The organism is Sphingomonas prati (assembly GCF_014643515.1).
Taxonomy (GTDB): Bacteria; Pseudomonadota; Alphaproteobacteria; order Sphingomonadales; family Sphingomonadaceae; genus Sphingomonas_R; species Sphingomonas_R prati.
In genome coordinates this window covers 314,041-331,767 of record NZ_BMJP01000004.1, presented here as the reverse complement: position 1 = coordinate 331,767, position 17,727 = coordinate 314,041, and the positions used below count along the sequence as shown (strand labels likewise).

Sequence of the window (17,727 nt, the reverse complement as noted above, 5' to 3'; positions counted from 1 at the left end):
AGGCCCGCTTACCCCAAGCCACGCCCCCCCCTCCCCGACCCCCCCCCGGTGGGGGGAGGGAGTTAGGGCGCTACTTTTCCTTCGTAGTGGAAGAAGGCGAAGTCGGCGGGGAGGGCGGTGCCGGCCATGTCTTGCGCGGCCATGCCGACGAAGGTGCCGGTGAAGTTCGGGAGGCCGGGGAGCGAGGCTTCGTCGGACAGGATGCTGGCGTCGTGGATGTCGGGGAGCCAGTGCCAGTCGGTTGCGTCGGCGGGACGCCAGGCGAAGCGGAGGCGGTCGAGGTCGACCGAGACGTGTAGGTCGATCGCGCCGTCGGGGAGTGCGGTCACCGCGGGGGCGATGGTGCAGCGGCCGTCGTCGGGGCTGGCGGTCATGACCTGGAGCTGGCGCGTGCCGGCGTCGTGAGTGATGAACAGGTAGTGGAATTTTGTGCTGTTATAGTAGCAGATGAGGCCGGCGGATTGCTGGAAATGGTCGGGCGCGAACTCGATCCGCGTGGTGGCGGTGTAGGACAGATGTTCCTGGCGGCGGGCGACGAGCGCCTGAGCGAACTGGCTGCCGACCGTTTCGCGGCCGTGGAGGCGCAGGAAGCCGGGGCGCGCCGTGACGCTGAACAGCGCGTCCGGATCGGGCGTGCGGAGCCATTGGTAGACGGAGGGCAGGCCGTCCGGGGTAAAGGCGGGGTTGGTCGGTTCGACGGGCCACGGCGCGGGGGGCAGCGTTGGGAGCGGGGGTGTCGGATCGGGTTCGGCGTCGCCGGCGATCGTGCGGAGCCAGCCGTCGTCGCCCCATATCATCGGTTGCAGCGCGGTTTCGCGGCCGAGGACGCAGCGCGCGCGGTCGGGGAGCGGGCGGCCGCAGAGATAGGCGATCCAGGTGGTGCCGTCGGCCAGTTCGACGAGGTCGCCGTGGCCGGCGCGGGTCACTTCGCCCATGCGGCGGCCGGCGGCGGTCAGGACCGCGACGTCGGGATGGACCTCGTACGGGCCGAACAGCGACCGCGACCGCGCCATGGTGACGGCATGGTCCCAGCCGGTGCCGCCCTCCGCGACGAGCAGGTGGTACCAGCCGTCGCGCTTGTAGAGATGCGGCCCCTCGGTGAAACCGAGCGGGGTGCCGTGGAAGATGGCGCGGCGCTCGCCGATCAGGCGGAGCGTGGCGCGGTCGAGTTCCTGCGCGATGATGCCGGCGAAGCGCGGATGGTTGGGCCGGTGGTCCCACAGCATGTTGAGCAGCCAGCTGCGCCCGTCGTCGTCGTGGAACAGCGCGGGGTCGAACCCGCTGGAGTTCAGCAGGACGGGATCGGACCATGGGCCGTCGATGCTGTCGGCGGTGACGAGATAGTTGTGGAAATCGCGCAGCGAGGCGCCCGACGCACCGTTGACCGTCGTCTGGCCGTAGCGTTTGACGTCGGTGTAGACGAGCCAGAAGCGGCCGTCGGCATGGGTCAGATCGGGCGCCCAGACGCCGCAGCTGTCGGGATCGCCACGCATGTCGAGCTGGCTGGCGCGGGTCAGCGGACGCGCCGCGAGCCGCCAGTTCACGAGATCGCGGCTGTGGTGGATCTGGACGCCGGGGAACCACTCGAACGTCGACGTCGCGATATAGAGATCGTCGCCGACCCGCACGATCGACGGATCGGGATTGAAGCCGGGCAGCACGGGATTGCGGAAATGCGTCATGCGGGTTTGCGTACCAGGGTCCAGAGGATTGCGGCACCGACGAGATCGAGCACGCCGAGGACGATGAAGAAGGGTTCGTAGCCGACCTGATCGACCATCCGCCCGAGCAGCAGCGTGAACAGCAGGACGCCGAGATTGGCGGCCAGCCCGGCGAGACCGGTGACGGTGGCAACTTCGTCGCGGTGGAAAAGGTCCGACGCCATGGTGATGACGGTGACCGACAAAGTCTGGTGCGCGAAGCCGCCGAGGCAGAGCAGCCCGATCGCGACATAGGGGTTGGTCGCCATGCCGACGAACGCCATGCCCATCATCATCACCGCGCCGAGCGTGAAGGCCCAGCGCCGCGCGTCGATGAGGTCGACGCCGCGGCGTTGCAGCCAGGCGACGACCGCCGGGCCGAACAGGCAGCCGAGATCGGCGGCGAGGAACGGCAGCCAGGCGAAGATCGCGATCTGCGTCAGATCGAACCCGCGTTCGCGCGCGAGGTAGAGCGGCATCCAGAAGGACAGCATGCCCCAGACCGGATCGGCGAGCAGGCGGGGGAGCGCGATGCCCCACAGGTTGCGGCGGCGGAGCAATGCGCCGATCCGCTGGCGCTTGCCGGCGCCGGATAGCCGCTGTTCCTGACCGCCCTCGATATGGGCGCGTTCGGCGGCGCCCAGCCGCGGGTGATCGACGGGCTTGCGGTACCAGAGCAGCCAGAAGACGCACCAGACGAGCCCGAGCCCGCCGGTGACGACGAACGCCAGCCGCCAGCTTTGCGTCATGACCGCCCAGGCGATCAGCGGCGGGGCGAGCACCGCGCCGAACGACGCGCCGATATTGTAGATGCCGCCCGCCAGCCCGCGTTCGCGCGCGGGAAACCATTCGGCGATCACCTTCTGCCCCGCCGGCTGCGCCGATCCTTCGGCCAGGCCGAGTGCCAGGCGGAGACCGGCGAAGGAGGGCCAGCCCTGCGCCATGACATGCGCGATGGTGATGAGCGACCAGACCGCGACGCACAGCGTAAAGCCGAGCCGCAGGCCGAACCCGTCGAGGAAATAGCCGACCACCGGCTGGAACATGACGCCCAGCTGAAACGCGCTGGTCACCCAGCTATATTGTTCGCTGGAAATGCCCTGTTCGACGAGGATCACGGGGGCGGCGACACCGAGCACCGAGCGGGCGAGATAGTTCAGGATCATCGCGCCGACGAACAGGCCGATGATCGTCCAACGGACATAGGGGAAGGGCCGGCGGCGTCCGCCATGATCGACTGCGGCTGGCGGTACCATATCAACTCCAGTTAACGTTACCTCGATCGTCACGCAATCGCAGCGTCGCGCCGTCCGAGGCAGTAAAACTATTCTGTAACACGCCGTAACATACTGAAAATTACGAGTCTGCATGACAAACAACGATCACTCATGTCAATTAAGTAGGAGTATTGACTCGAGTTAAGACGCGCGATACCCGATGTGATAACGTTAACGCAATGCTGAGCCGCCGGGATTTTCCGGGGCCGCGGATCGTAAGCGAAGTCAGGCGCGAAGACGCCGACCGTCGATCAAAGGGAGGATATAATGCACATGACGCACGATACGGCACGCTCGATCGCAGGCACCGGAACCCGATCGTTGAAGCTGTCTGCCGGCCTGATGGCGCTGGCCTGTGCGATCAGTGCAAGCCCGGTGCTGGCGCAGGTTGCACCCGCACCGGCCCCCGATCCCGTCCCGGCGGCGGGCCCGGCCCCGGCCCCGGCGGAGGCGGTCGCACCCGGTAGCGTATCGGCGACAACCACGACCGGCCCGGTGCAGACCAACGCCAGCGACGGCGACATCGTCGTGACCGGATCGCGTATCGTGTCGAATGGCTTTGCGGCCCCCACGCCTACCACCGTCATCGGCGCGGCGCAGATCCAGGCGAACGCGCAGCCCAACGTGTTCACGACGATCGCGCAGCTGCCGTCGTTGCAGGGATCGAGCGGCTCCGCGACCAACACGTTCAGCACGTCGAGCGGCCAGCAGGGGCTCAGCTCGTTGTCGCTGCGCGGGCTCGGCACGATCCGCACGCTGACCCTGCTCGACGGGCAACGTGTGGTCGGTGCCTATTATACCGGCGTGACCGACGTCAGCCAGTTTCCGCAGCTGCTGATCCAGCGGGTCGATGTGGTGAACGGCGGCGCGTCGGCATCCTATGGGTCGGACGCGGTCGGCGGCGTGGTGAATTTCATCACCGACACGCGCTTCACCGGGATCAAGGGTAACGTGCAGGGCGGCATCACCACTTACGGTGATAACGAGCAGGGCCTCGCGCAGCTGGCGGTGGGCAGGAGCTTCCTCGAGGATCGGCTGCACATCGTGGCGAGCGCCGAATATGCGAAGGAAGCGGGTGTCGGCGCCGGCGATTTCGGCACCGACCTGGCAGGAAGCCGCGACTGGTTCAAGCAGACGTCGCTGGTCAACCGCAACGTCACGAACGACGGATCGCCACAATATTTGCTGCTCAACAATACGCAGAGCACGGGTTTCGCCAAATATGGGCTGATCACGGCCGGCCCGTTGCAGGGCACGGCGTTTGACCAGGCGGGCAATCCGTTCCAGTTCCAGTACGGATCCAACGGGACGCCGTCCGGCGACGCCGCGGGCACGGTCAATGGATGCTACCCCGGTTACTGCGTCGGGGGTGATTTGTCGGGCAATATCGACACGGGCCGGTCGTTGCAGTCGGCCATCGAACGGATCGTCGGCTATGGCCGGATCGGCTATGATTTCGCGGATAACAACGAAATCTACGGCACCGTCAATGTCGGACAGGTGAAGACGAGCAACCAGCCGACCAACGGCGCGAATCGCCCCGGCCTGACCATCCAATGCTCCAACGCCTATGTCCCGGCGTCGGTGCAGGCATCCTGCGCGGCGGCGGGGATCACCAGTTTCCAGTACGGGACGAGCAACGCGAACCTGCCCAATACCAAGGTGTTCACCGACCGCCGCCAATACCGGTTCGTGGTGGGCGCCAAGGGCAAATTCGACGTCGGCGGATCCGACTGGTCGTACGACACCTATTACGAGCGCGGGGTCAACAAGATCGCGGTCGACGTTGAGAACGTGCTGCTGACGCAGCGTTACAACCAGGCGATCAATGCGATCAACCTGGACGGGCAGATCGTGTGCGCCGATGCGACCGCGCGGGCCAACGGGTGTCAGCCGATCAACATCATCGGCGGGGCGACGCCGTCGGCCGCGGCACTCGAATATGTCCAGCCGGAGAACGGGCCGTACCAGCGGATGAAGCTGACCCAGGACGTGGTCAGTGCGAATTTCAGCGGATCGCCGTTCGAGCTGTGGGCCGGGCCGCTGTCGGTCGCGTTCGGCGCGGAATATCGCAAGGAATATTACACGGTGCGCGCCGACGCCTATGGCGCGGGGGTGAGCGAGACGAGCCCGAACACGGCAGAGTATCCGGCGGACCCGACGCTGCTGTCCGACGGCAACAACTGGTATGCCGGTAACTACAAGAACGGCAGCGGTGAATATGACGTCAAGGAAGCCTATCTCGAACTCGACCTGCCGCTGGTCAATTCGGACGCGCTGGGCCGCGCGAACCTGAACGGTGCGGCGCGCTATACCGATTACAGCACGTCGGGCACGGTATGGACGTGGAAGATCGGCGGCAACTGGGACACGCCGGTGAAGGGGCTGCGCCTGCGCGCGGTGACGTCGCGCGACGTGCGGGCGCCGAACCTGTCCGAACTGTTTGCGGCGCCGGTGACCACGACGCTGCCCAACTTCCTCGACCCGGCGCGCAACGTGAACGTCGTGGTGATCCAGAACCAGGTCGGCAACCCCGACCTGACGCCCGAAAAGGCGCGCAACACCTCGTTCGGTGCGGTGCTGTCCAACCCGCCATGGCTGCCGGGGTTCAGCGTGTCGTTCGACTATTACAAGATCAAGGTAAAGGACGTGATCAGCAGCCTGGGCGCGGCGCAGATCGTCGACCTGTGCTACCGCAACATCCTGCCCGAGACGTGCGGGACCTACGACCTGAACAACCAGTCCGGGCCGAACTACGTGAACGTCCAGTCGTTCAACCTGGCGAGCATCAAGACGAGCGGGTTCGACATCGAGGCGAGCTATCGCTGGCAGCGACCGCTGGGCCTGGACGGCACGTTCACGCTGCGCGCGCTGGCGACGCATATCCGCGAGTACATCACCGACACGGGCCTGCCGGGGACGGTTCCGGTCGACAGCGCGGGCGTGAATACGGGGTCGACACCCGACTGGAAATGGCTGGCGGTGCAGGCTTACGAGACCGAGAAATTCGGGTTCAGCATCCAGGAACGCTGGTTCAGCGACGGCAATATCGGCAATCAATATGTTGAGTGTCAGCCGGGGAGCTGCCCGGAATCGACCGTGAACGCACCGACGATCGACAGTGCGTTCATGCCGGGGTCGTTCTACATGGACATCGGCGCTTCGTACAACTTCACCAAGAAGGTGACGGGATATGTGAAGGTCGACAATCTGTTCGACAAGGATCCGGCGACGTCCCCGTATAATGCGAACCCGGCGTTGTATGACATTATCGGGCGGAGTTACCGGGCTGGGGTGCGGTTCTCTTTCTAAAGGTCTGATTGGGGGGGGTGTGCTGCCCCTCCCGTCCATGCCGAGCGAAGTCGAGGCACGCTCCCCCGAGCGTAGCCGAGGGGTGATGTGGGCTTCTCGACTGCACTCGAAGGGATCCCTCGACTGCGCTCGGGATGGACGGGTTTGGGTTGGCGTTTGCGTTTCCCCACCCCGTTCGGTTCGGGCTTGTCGAGAACTCAGCGCGGCGTTCTCGACAGGCTCGAACCGAACGGATTGGGGGGCGGCTTAGTCTGCCGTCACCGCCCTGGCCTTCCCTTGCGTCCCCGCCATTTCGCGGGCGGCGTTGGCCAGCGTGATCCACATCGAGCCCTCGGGGATGACATATTCGTTTTCGCCCCAGAAGAACGGCCAGTCTTCGTGGTTTTCCGGATAGTCGGGCTTGATGATCAGGACGCCCGGCACGACGCCGCCGGCGATGTAGGAGAAGTCGGCGCGGTTGTTGCCGTAGGCGACTTCCTTCGACACCGTGCCGACCGCGGAGACGAACGAGATGTCGGACGCCGGATGGTGGCCGAGCATGAAGTCGATCCCGCGCTGCACGCCGCGGCCGTCGACGACTTCCGGGAACGCGCGGTGCAGGATGTAGCTGTTGAGCGCGTAGCCCATGACGGTGCCGCTGCCGGCCCAGCCGCCGGTGGTGATCGGCACGCCGAACGGGTTGGCGCGGGCGGCGGTGTCAGCCTGCGTCTGCCAGGCCTGGACGACGGGGAGCATCGCGGCGCGGTAGGCGGCGGGCATGAACGGGATCGCTTCGGCGGCGGTCCAGGCCATGTCGTCGAACTTCGGCGCGATCTGCGGCCAGAGTGCCATGATGCGGTCGGCATAGCGTTTGTCGCGGGTGGTGCGGAGCAGTTCGACCGCGGCGGAGAACTCCTCCTGCACCACCGGGCCGCCGGTGGTGTTGCCGTGGCTGAACAGGTCGGGCGCGTGGCCCTGTTCCTGCGTCCAGGTGCGTTCGGCGATGGCGCGGGCCTTGGTGGCGAGCGCGTCGTCATAACCCTTCAGCACGCGGGACGCGGCGGCGAGTGCGGCGATCGATCCGTAGTTGAGCGCGGAGGCCTTGCTGGTGAACGCCCAGCGATCGTCTGGCATGCCGCTGCGGCCGGCCTTCTCCTCGCCGGGCTTCAGCTTGGCGTCGTAGACCAGCCGGTCGGTCTTGCTGCCCGCGTCGCCGAGGTGGGTATATTGCGCGACGTCGGGTTCGACGATGCCGTTGATCGCGTAGCCGACCGCGTCGAACTGCGCGACAAGTTGCAGCGTGCCGTGGCGGACCTGCTGGACCATGTCGGGGATGCCGTCGGGCACGTGGATCTCGACCTGGCGGCGCGCGTCGGTTACGCTGACCGTGTCGCGGTCGAGGCCCCAGCGTTCGCGCGCCGAGACGAGCTGGCGGATCACCTGATATTGCGATTGCGTGCGGATGTCGAAGTCGCCCGCGTCGAACCAGCCGCCGACGTTCAGCCCGGCGATGTGCTGGCCGGGCTTGAACGGCGCGGTGGGCCCCTGGCGGTAGAGATCGATATGTTCGTGATTGAGCGGGGCCTGGACCGCGTCGTCGAGATGCGCGGGGCCGTGCCAGACGCGGTAGCCCTCGTTCACCGCCATATGGTCCATAGCGACCGGGAAATAGACGTCGTTGGTCGGGTGCCAGGCCTTGTCGTAGATGTCATCGGCGATGCGGAACGTCGCGGTGCGCGTGCCGGCATAGTCGAGCAGGTAGGTGCCGGGCTGCTTCACCGCGCTGAAATCGAGCTGGACGTAGCGGTAGCGCAGATAATTGCCCCAGGGCTTGGCGGCGGGGACCGCCACGGGCGTCATGCTGCCGTCCTCGCCCACGCGGATCAGCTGGAGCCGGCCGGTGCGGGTGTCGGCACGGTCGAGTTCGACGGTGGCGAGCTTGCTTGCGGCGGGCGTGTAGCCGAGCTGCGAATGGGCGATGACGGGCGCGCGGAGCCAGCCGGGGACGCTGTTCGCCTCGACGGTCCAGGTCAGCACGCGGCCGGTGCGGCCGGCGGGGAGCAGCGAGCGCGCGACGAACCAGCCGTTCTGCGCCTGGTTGCGACCGTCGAACAGGGCGATCGGCGGGCCGTCGCTGCGCAGCGTGACGCGGCGGGCGGGATCCTCGGGCGCGAGCACAAGGCGGGTGCCGGACGCCATGGGCAGCGGTTCGGCGCCGGTCCCGTCGGCGCGGCCGCTGGCGGGGTTGCGCTCGGGCGTGCGGATCATGGCGTCGGCGGGGTGGAGCGGCATCGTGCCGGGGCGGCCGTCCGCCATGTAGCTCTTGTGCATGTAGGCCGACGGCAGGAATTCCATGTTGAACCCGGCCTTGCCGACGAGTGCCGCCGGGACGGGCTGGGTCAGGTCGACGGTGATCGCGGCGGCGGTGCCGCGCGGTTCGACGCGGATGGTGTAGCGCCAGTTGTAGGCGGGATATTCGAGCGTGGTAACCACGACGCCGGTCTTCTGGTCGACCGTGCGGCTGATGTACTTGGCGGCGGGGTCCCATTGTCCGGGGGTCGCCTGGAGCCGGACGTCGCCGTTGGTGACGGTGCGGACGCCCTGCTGGATGATCTCAATCCCGCCGATCTTGGAGTCGGCGAACAGGCCGTCATACCAGTTGCTGAAGACGAGCATGTCGACGCCCGACGTGTGGAGATAGCCGGCCGGGTCCCAGGCGAGCGGGGCTTTGGCAGGCGCGGCCTGCGCCACTGTGGCGGCAGGGAGGGCGGAGCAGAGCAAGGCTGCGACCAAGGCGAGACGCTTCGACAGACGGTTCATCTTTATGATTCCGATCGGGGGCAATGGCAGCGAGGATTAAGGGACGGCGATTTCGAAAGTGCCGACCGGCAGCGTATCGCCATCGACGAGATTGACCGCGGGCGCGTCCGCCCAGGCGTAGCGGACCTTGGTCACCGGGCGGCCGTCGCCGGCGATCGTTACGTCGCTGCCGCTGGGGCGGCCGGGGGCGAAGCGGCAGCTGGCGGCGTCGCACAGTTCGAAGCCGATCGCGTCGTTGGAGCCGATCGCGCGCAGGGTGCCCGCGACGCCGGAGAAGCGCAGCGTGACGCCGCCGTTCAGACCACCCGCAGCCGACGCGATCGCCGGGCCGGACGGGGCGATGGCTTCGCCGTAGGCGGTGGCGCGCATGACGCGGGCGAGGCGCTGGCCGACCTCATGCTTTTCGCCGGGGTGGATATCGAGCGGATCGCCGAGATCGAGGCTGACCGCGATGCCGGAATGGCCGTCCGCCGCGGTCATGCGGCGCTGCGCGTCGCGGACATGGGCCCAGCCGCTGTCCTGCGGCGTGGAGGCGCGCGCGCCGTAGTTGGCGAGCTGGACCACCGCGAGCGGCAGCGTCGGCTGACCGAACTGCGTGCGCCAGTCGCGCAGCATGGCGGCCAGGCGGCGGTCGTAGCCCGGGATGCCGGTATCCGATTCACCCTGGTACCAGGCGATGCCGGCGAAGCGGGTGGCCCCGAGCGGTGCGATCATCGCGTTGTGGAGCGTGCCGGCACCGTTGATGTCGTCCCACGGCACGCGCGGGGCGCTACCCTTCACGTCCCCGGCGACGGAATATTCCCAGCTGTCCCCGAGCGGGAGGCTGCTGCCGTCGGCGAAGGTGATCCGCATCGTGTCGGCCGGGCCGGTCATGCCGCCATAGGCGTAGACGTCCTGATCGTTGACGGTGATGACGTTGCGGCCAGGTTTCAGCGTGCCGGCGGCGATGGCGTAGACGCGCGACTGGCCGGCGAGGCTGCTGCCGCCGACGCCGACGCCGTTGACCCAGGTGCGGTCGGCATCGTCGACCATGCCGATCGCGAGCGTGGCAACGCCGCTGGCCTGCGCCGGCGTCAGATCGACGACGCGGCGGTACCACAACATGCCGTTGAAGTCGGCGAGCGCGGGGATGCCCCAGCGTTCGAAATTGTCGATCGCGGGGACGGGCTTCCAGTCGAGCGCGGCGGTCGGCTGCCACGGTTCGCGGCCTGCGGTGTCGCCGCTCTGGCCGCGCCACCAGGTTTCCCAATTGGTCGAGGCGCGGCGGTTGGCGGCGGCGGGATCGCGGCGGTAGAGCGCGAGCAGGTCGGCCTCGTCCTTCAGCCCCGCGGTGCGGAGCGCGGTGTCGCCCATCCAGGCGCTGATCCGCGAGCCGCCCCAGCTGGAATGGACCGCGCCTATCGGGACCTTCGCGGTGCGGCGGAGTTGCTGGACCATGTAGTAGCAGGCGGCCGAGAAGGTCGGGACGGTGTCGGGCGCGGCGACCGACCAGTTCGGCGTTTGCCCGAAGCGCGCAAGCGGCGCGGCGCTGGTTGCCTTGGCGACGGTCAGCAAGCGGAGTTGTGGGTCGGCGGGTGCGTGCGCGTCGGGGATCAGGTCCTGCGCCTGGCCGACCTGCAGTTCCATGTTGCTCTGCCCCGAACACAGGAACAGGTCGCCGATCAGGATGTCGCGAAACACCGTCGATCCGCTGGGGGCGGCGACCGACATTTCATAGGGGCCGCCCGCGGGCATGGCGGGGAAGCTGCTGCGGAACCGGCCGTCGCGCGCGGCGGTGGTGACGACGCTGCGGCCCGCGAAGCCGATCATGACGCTTTCGCCCGGCATCGCGGTGCCTTCGACCGCGATCGGCTGCCCGCGCTGCACGACCGCATGGTCGCCGAAGATGCCGTCGAGCGTGGGGGCGGCCGCGGCGGGGGGGGCGAGCGCGGTCAGGAGCAGCGCCAGGGCGGGACGGTTCGGCATGGCGGAGAGCATCCTATCGAGGCGGGGCGTCAAATGGTCGGCAGCCCATATTCGGTGATCTTGCGAATCAGGTCGCGGTGCCGCGGCAGACCGGCCATCAGCCGCTCGGTCTGCACCCGGTTCTCGCGGATCGCGCGGTCCGCGGCGCGGACGTCCGTTTCCGCCACGCCCGGCGGAACATGGGTGCGGTGACCCATGCCGTAGAGCACATATTGGTAGCTGGCGGCGGGGAAGACCTCCTCCGCCCGGTCGAATTCGTCGAGCATCCAGGGCGCGTGGTAGCGCCACAGTTCCATCAGGCCCTGCAACCGGTCCGGGATCGATTCCGGGCGGACATTGTCGCGCCAGAAGTCGGTGTCGGTCCGCTGGGTCAGCGCATAGTGCAGCTTCAGGAAATCGATGATCCGGCCCCAGCGGTAGAGCGTCGTCTCGTTGAAGCGGCGCGCGACGACGTCCATCACCTCGCGGCAGGCCGGCAGCTGGTCGGCGATCAGCTTGGCCGACAGTTCGATCAGAACGATCGCGGAGGCCTCGAGCGGTTCGAGGAAGCCGGCGGCGAGCCCGACCGCGACCGTGTTGTTCTTCCAGAAGATTTCGCGGTGGCCGGCCTTGATCGACAGCTTGCGGACGGGCAGGTCGCCGGCGGCATCGCCGATATAGGCGCGCAGTTCGCGTTCGGCCTCGTCCACGCTGATGTGGCTGCTGGAGAACACATGGCCGACACCGCGGCGGGTGGGCAGGCCGATGTCCCAGGTCCAGCCCGCGGATTGCGCGGTTGAAATGGTGTGGCTGGCGATCGGCGCCTCGTCGTCCGGGTAGGGGACCTGGATCGCGAGTGCGGTGTCGCAGAACAGCGTGTCGGCGCAGCTCTTGAACGGGACGCCGAGCGTGCGGCCGATGAGCAGGGCGGCAAAGCCGGTGCAGTCAACGAACAGGTCGCCTGCGATGTCGCCCGCCTGTTCGGTGCGGACCATGGCGATGTCACCGGATTCGTCGACGACCGCTTCGGTGACATCGGCGAGGACGTGGCGGACCCCGAGCACGTCGCAGCAATGGCGTTGCAGGAAGCCGGAGAATTTGCCGGCATCGAGATGATAGGCGTAGTTTGCGACCGCCTCATATTCCGGGGTGGCGATCGTCTTCGGACCCAGGCCCGCATCGCAGACCCGGCCCTGCGGCGTGACCGCGTCGCAGAAGCTGGTGTCGTCCGGCGTCTCGAGCCAGTGCGGGGCGAGGTTCACCTGACCGAAATTCTGCGGCAGCATGAGCGGGTGGTAGTAGCCGTCGTCCGGCGCGCCGGTGGTCCAGCGGTTGAAGCGCGCGCCCTGCTTGAACGAGGCGTCGCATTGCCGGAACAGTTCGGTTTCGGAGATGCCGATGCGGCGCAGCGTATTGCGCAGCGTGGGCCATGTCCCCTCGCCGACGCCGATGATCGGGATGTTGGGCGATTCGATCAACGTCACGGTGAAGCCATGTGCGCGACGCGCCTGATGCTTCGCGGCGATGACGCCCGCGGTCAGCCAGCCGGCGGTGCCGCCGCCGACGATGACGATGTGCTTGATCTCTCTCACGTTATCTTATCGTTCACAGGCCGGGGACCCGATATCTGGGGTTGCCGGAACGTCCGGCAACCCCGTTGGCAGTCGATCAGTAGCGGAAACGCGCGCCGAGCGTAAAGCGGCGGCCATAGTCGAACACGTCGAGCAGCTGGTTCTTGAACCGGCCGTGCGTGCTTTGCTGGTTGTTGTTGATGTTCAGGATTTCACCAAACACGCTGAACTTGGGGTTGATGTCCCAGCTGGAGCTCAGATCGACCTGGAAGCTGGAGTTGACGAAGGTCGGCTCCGACCCGAACGAACCGGTGTTCTGGTTCTGCCCGAAGCCGGCGAGATATTCGTCACGCCAGTTAAGTGCGGTCCGGAACTGGAACCCCTTCTTGTCGTAGAAACCGACGAAGTTCGCCGAGTTCGCCAGGCCCGTCACCGCGAAGCCGGTCTGCGAAATGTCGCTCGCATCGTACGGCTTGTTGGTTTCGACGAACGTAGCGTTCGCTTGAAACCCGAAGCCGGTGTCGCCGAACACATGCTGCAACGCCAGCTCGACGCCGCGGACGGTGGCGTCCGGGCCGTTCACCTGCTGCGACACGGCGAACACCGCGGCCTGCCCCGTCGTCGGATCGATCACGTCGTTGATCGTTTGACGCGTCACGCCGCCGACGATGAAGTTGCTGACGTTCTTGATGAAGAAGTCGACCGACAGATAGGAGTTGCGCTTGTAGTACCATTCGCCGGCGAGATCGAAATTGTCGGCGAGGTATGGCTTCAGGTTCGGGTTGCCGCCGCTGGCGGACAGCGCGTTGACGCGTTGACCGTTGCCGAGCGTCGTGACCGGGTTCAGCAGGCTGAGGCTTGGGCGGGTCAGCGTCCGCGATGCGCTGAACCGGGCCTGCAGCTTGTCCGTCAACTCCAGCCGCATGTCGAGCGTCGGCAGAAGGTAGGAGTAGTCGCTCTTCGACGTCACCGCCTGCGTATCGGTGAAGGCAAGCGTCAGCAGCGTCGGATCGGCGGCGCTGCGCACGATCGAGACCGGCTGGCGACCCTGACCGGTGGCGGTCAGGTGCGTATTCTCGTTCCGGACGCCGGCGTTGAAGTGGAACGGCATCCCCGCGACTTCGGCATCGAAGTTGACGCGCATGAACAGCGCCCAGGTCTTCTCGTTCACGCGCAGCACGCTGCCCGGATCGACCGCCTGATCGAACGAGCCGGTGAAGCCGGTGACGCCGGGATAGTTGTAGCCCGCGACGTTGCCGGCCTGCGGGTTGCCGAGGCTGCTGAGATACGCCTGGTAGGCGGCCGGATCGAACTTGATCACCGAAGAAGGCAGCGTGCCGTCGAAGCCGGGGATGAAGTTGTTCAGGCTGATATTGCCCTGAAACAGGCTGGACGGCAGCGGCGAGACGCCGGTGCTGCCGCCGGACGGGCCGCCGTAACCGGCATAGGCCTGCCAGTAGTTGTTCGTGAACGTGCTCTTATTCGACAGCCGGAACGTGTCGTCATAATATTGACCGCCGACCTTGATGGTCAGATCGTCCTGCTTCCAGGTCGCGGCGCCACGGAACTGCTTCAGAACGTCGGTATTGTTCTGGGTCTGCAGCACGGTGACGTGCGAACCGATCACGGTGGGGTCGGTGAAGCGCGATTCGTCGCCCGCCGGACCATAGTTGGTCAGGACAGGGAACGCGCTGCTGCTGTTGCCGTTGATCGACAGGCCGGTGGTGTTCGACAGCAGGCCCGAATAGCCGATGTCGGCGTTGCTGCTGCCGATCACGTCACCCGGGTTCAGCCAGCTCTTGGCGTAGGAGCCGTCGGCTTCGAACGACAGGTTCTCGCTGGCGTCGTACTTGATGTTCAGACCGGTTTGGTTGGTCTGCAGGATCTGCTTGTTGATCGCCGAGGTGAAGTCGGTCGGGGTTCCGGCCTGCGTGAAGCTGGTCGGGGTGCCGTTGTCGTCGAGCGTGACGTTGCGCAGGTCGCTCTGATTGAACCAGACGCCGAAGCCGTAGACGTCGGTCGTGATCTTCTGGCGCGAGAAGTTATTGTCCAGCGTGACCATCAGGCTTTCCGATGGATGCCACTGGAGCGCGACGCGACCGTCGATCCGCTCGTCCTTCACCTGCTGCTGTTCCGCGCCATATTGCTGCGGGAACCAGCCGACGACGGTCTTGTTCGCGGTCGACAGCTGGTCGGCCGTACAGTTCGGGGTCAGCTGGCACGGTGCATAGTAGCCGCCCGGCCAACCGGACACGTAGACGCGGTTGGTATCGGTATCACGCCGCGTGTAGATCACGTCGGCCAGGATGCCGAACGTGTCGTCCGCGAACGTGTCGCTGACGAGCAGGCCGGCCGTGGGCACAACGCGGCCGGCACGGTCCTGGAGCGAACCGGAGACGGTGGTGGCCAGGCGGAAGCCGCTGTGGTCGAACGGTTTCGGGAAGGCGATGTCGACGGTCGCGCCGATCGAGCTGGATGCGAGCGAGACGTCGGGCGTCTTCAGGACGCTGAGCTGGCCGATGAAATCCGCACCCACGGTGCTGAAATCGATCTGGCGGCCGCCGGTCGCGGTCGAGATGCGGCGACCATCGTACAGCGTCGTGTTGAAATCGCCGCCGAAGCCGCGGACGGTGATGCCGGTGGCCTCACCGCGTGCGCCGGAACGCTGGATCGACACGCCGGGCAGGCGCTGGAGCGAAGCAGCGACGTTGGAATCGGGGAACTTGCCGATGTCTTCGGCCGAGATGACGTCGACGACGCCTTGCGACGTGCGCTTGATGTCCAGGTTGCGCTGAAGCGAGCCGCGCAGGCCGGTGACGACGATCTCCTGACCGTCGTCGGCGGGTGCTGCCTCGGTGGTCGCGATCGACTGACCGTTCACGGGGACGGGCGCGGTTGCGGCGTCCTGCGGCTGGCCGGCCTGTTCGGCGGTGATCTGAGTATTGGGAGAGGGAACGGCGGGCTGGAGGCCGGCCGGCTGGGCGGTTCCGGTCGTCACGGCCCCGGTTGCGGGGGTAGCCGGCTGCGCGGCGACGGGGGTCTGCGCCTGCGCATAAGCGGGGGTCGCAAGCGCGATCGCGAGTACCGACGAGGCGCCGATCAGCGGGGAACGACGCGCCTTGTTCCAGCGCGAACCGAACTGGCCAGTGATGATGTTCATGCCCTCTCCCTTTATAGATGGGCCGTTGATCGGCCGCGTTCTGTCTCTCGTGCTGCCCCCGCTGAAGCGGGAACCGGCAATCCGGACGTGATGGCGGTGGCTTAGGTAGCGCTAAACCGGGATGCAAGCTGTTTGTCAGTGTAATGCAATACGTTACCCGACCGTGGCTTGGCGGTAACGCTCTCAACGACTACAGTCGGAAACGGAGAGGGCTTGTGCCCGCAGGATGAGGACGACGGCGTGGCGGCATGGGAAGTGCTCGGGTTCGAGCAGCACGGGACGCTCGGCATCCGCGCGTCGGGCGACGCGGAACGTTTGTTCGTGCAGATCGTGGTGGGGGAGTTCGGGCCGGCGGCGGCGGATTATCCGATCCTGTTCGCCAAGAGTCCGGAGACCGGCCGCTTCTACGCCGGTGCACTGTTGCGGTTGCAGGCGGGCGACGATGCGAACCTGGACGAAAGCGGCCGGTTGCGCGGCTATCGCCCGGCGGACCTGGAGCGCGAGGGGTTCTTCGTGGAGCAGGACCGGATCGTGATCGACCGCGACCTGCCGATGTTCGTGGACGGGGGCGGCGCGCCGCTGTTCGACGGCGACGGGGGGCAGGGCGTGGCTTTGCAACGCGTCCAGCGCGCGCTGGGGCGGTTGCATGCGGGCCTGCCGGCGACGGATGCGTTCATCGCGCGGTTGCTGGAACGGTCGCTGCTGGAGCCCATCGACATCGACCTGCGGTTCGACGACGGTACGCGGTTCCGGCTCGAGGACCTCTATACGATCAGTGCCGATGCGGTGGCGGCGTTGCCGGACACGACGGTTCTGGCGATGTTCCACGATGGCGACCTGGCGGCCTGCTATACGCAGATTCAGTCGGTGCGGCAGATCGCGCGGATGGCGCGGGTGCGGAACGACCGGCTGGCCGGCGCATGACCGGGCGGGTGGCGGACGTCGCGGCGGATGCGCTGACGTCGCCCGACCGGTTCCGGGCGGAGGTGGTGGCCGCGTGCCGCCCGGTGGTGCTGCGCGGTGCGGTGCGCGACTGGCCGGTGCGGGCGGCGTCCGAGCAGGGCGAACTCGCGGCGTATCTTGCGCGGCTGGACGCTGCCCGGCCGGCGGAGGTGTTCGTCGGCGCGCCGGCGATCGCCGGGCGCTACACCTATAGCGACGACCTGAGCGGGTTCAATTTCGAGCGGCGGACGATGCGATTCGGGGAGGCGCTGGCGGAGATCGTCGCGACGGCGGGCGTGGCGGAGGCCCCGACGATGTATGTCGGGTCGCTGTCGACCGAGGGATATCTGCCGGGCTTTGCCGCGGAGAATGGGCTGGCATTTCTGCCGGCGGTGCAGCCGCGGATCTGGCTGGGGCATCGGTCTTCGGTCGCCTGCCATTATGATACGTCGGACAATATCGCGTGCGTGGTGGCGGGGACGCGGCGGTTCACGCTGTATCCGCCCGAGGCGATCGGCGACCTTTACGTCGGGCCGATCGACCATACGATGGCGGGGCAGCCGGTCGCGCTGGCCGTGGGCAGTGCGCCGGGCGACCCGCGCTATCCACGGTTCGAAGCGATCCGCGACACCGCGCTGGAGGTAGATTTGGAGCCCGGCGACGCGCTCTATATTCCTAAGCTGTGGTGGCATCAGGTGGAGGCGACAGGCGCGCTGAACGTGCTGGTCAATTACTGGTGGGATGCAAGCAGCGGCGGGCCGGACCAGCCGCACAGCGCGATGATGCTGGCGATGGTCGCGATCGCGGAGCGACCGGAGGGGGAGCGTGCGGCGTGGCGGGCGTTCTTCGACCATTATGTGTTCCGGCCGGACGGGCACCCGCTGGCGCACCTCCCGGCGGAACGGCACGGGATCCTGGGGGCGGGGAACTCCGGGCGCATCCGGGCGATGGTGATGCGGTTGCTGCGCGGGGTTTGAGTTTGATTGCTTCCGTCCGTTCGGTTGGAGCTTGTCGCGACCTGC

General features: G+C 67.1%; 9 protein-coding genes. 3 read left to right on the top strand and 6 right to left on the bottom strand.

Translation table 11 applies throughout. The features are described 5' to 3' along the window. Positions 1-62: 62 nt before the first annotated feature. Positions 63-1,682: a glycoside hydrolase family 43 protein gene (locus IEX50_RS13755; protein WP_157176235.1), complete on the bottom strand. Its 1,620-nt coding sequence runs from the start codon at positions 1,680-1,682 to the stop codon at positions 63-65. Further along, positions 1,679-2,956: an MFS transporter gene (locus IEX50_RS13750; RefSeq protein WP_157176236.1), complete on the bottom strand. Its 1,278-nt coding sequence runs from the start codon at positions 2,954-2,956 to the stop codon at positions 1,679-1,681. The genes IEX50_RS13755 and IEX50_RS13750 overlap by 4 nt, the downstream gene beginning before the upstream one ends. Positions 2,957-3,250: 294 nt before the next feature. On the opposite strand from IEX50_RS13750, the gene IEX50_RS13745 reads away from it, so the two are divergent. Then, a complete protein-coding gene (locus IEX50_RS13745) occupies positions 3,251-6,289 on the top strand; it encodes a TonB-dependent receptor plug domain-containing protein (RefSeq protein WP_373285322.1) in 3,039 nt (1,012 codons plus the stop codon). Positions 6,290-6,535: 246 nt separating this feature from the next. Here IEX50_RS13745 and IEX50_RS13740 read toward each other — a convergent pair whose 3' ends face one another. The 4 genes from IEX50_RS13740 to IEX50_RS13725 form a co-directional block, all read right to left on the bottom strand. Next, entirely contained in the window at positions 6,536-9,088 is a 2,553-nt protein-coding gene (locus IEX50_RS13740) for a glycoside hydrolase family 9 protein (RefSeq protein ID WP_157176237.1), read from the bottom strand. 36 nt (positions 9,089-9,124) lie between these two features. Beyond that, positions 9,125-11,053: a sialate O-acetylesterase gene (locus IEX50_RS13735; protein WP_157176238.1), complete on the bottom strand. Its 1,929-nt coding sequence runs from the start codon at positions 11,051-11,053 to the stop codon at positions 9,125-9,127. 29 nt (positions 11,054-11,082) lie between these two features. Next, a complete protein-coding gene (locus tag IEX50_RS13730) occupies positions 11,083-12,624 on the bottom strand; it encodes a tryptophan halogenase family protein (RefSeq protein WP_157176239.1) in 1,542 nt (513 codons plus the stop codon). 76 nt (positions 12,625-12,700) lie between these two features. Then, a complete protein-coding gene (locus IEX50_RS13725; RefSeq protein ID WP_157176240.1) occupies positions 12,701-15,763 on the bottom strand; it encodes a TonB-dependent receptor in 3,063 nt (1,020 codons plus the stop codon). Positions 15,764-16,003: 240 nt separating this feature from the next. Here IEX50_RS13725 and IEX50_RS13720 point away from each other — a divergent pair, with 240 nt between their 5' ends. Continuing rightward, positions 16,004-16,687 (top strand): SapC family protein, encoded by a 684-nt coding sequence (locus IEX50_RS13720; RefSeq protein WP_229674023.1) that lies wholly within the window; start codon positions 16,004-16,006, stop codon positions 16,685-16,687. Continuing rightward, a complete protein-coding gene (locus IEX50_RS13715; RefSeq protein ID WP_157176241.1) occupies positions 16,684-17,682 on the top strand; it encodes a cupin-like domain-containing protein in 999 nt (332 codons plus the stop codon). Before IEX50_RS13720 ends, IEX50_RS13715 begins: the two co-directional genes overlap by 4 nt. Positions 17,683-17,727 lie beyond the last annotated feature (45 nt).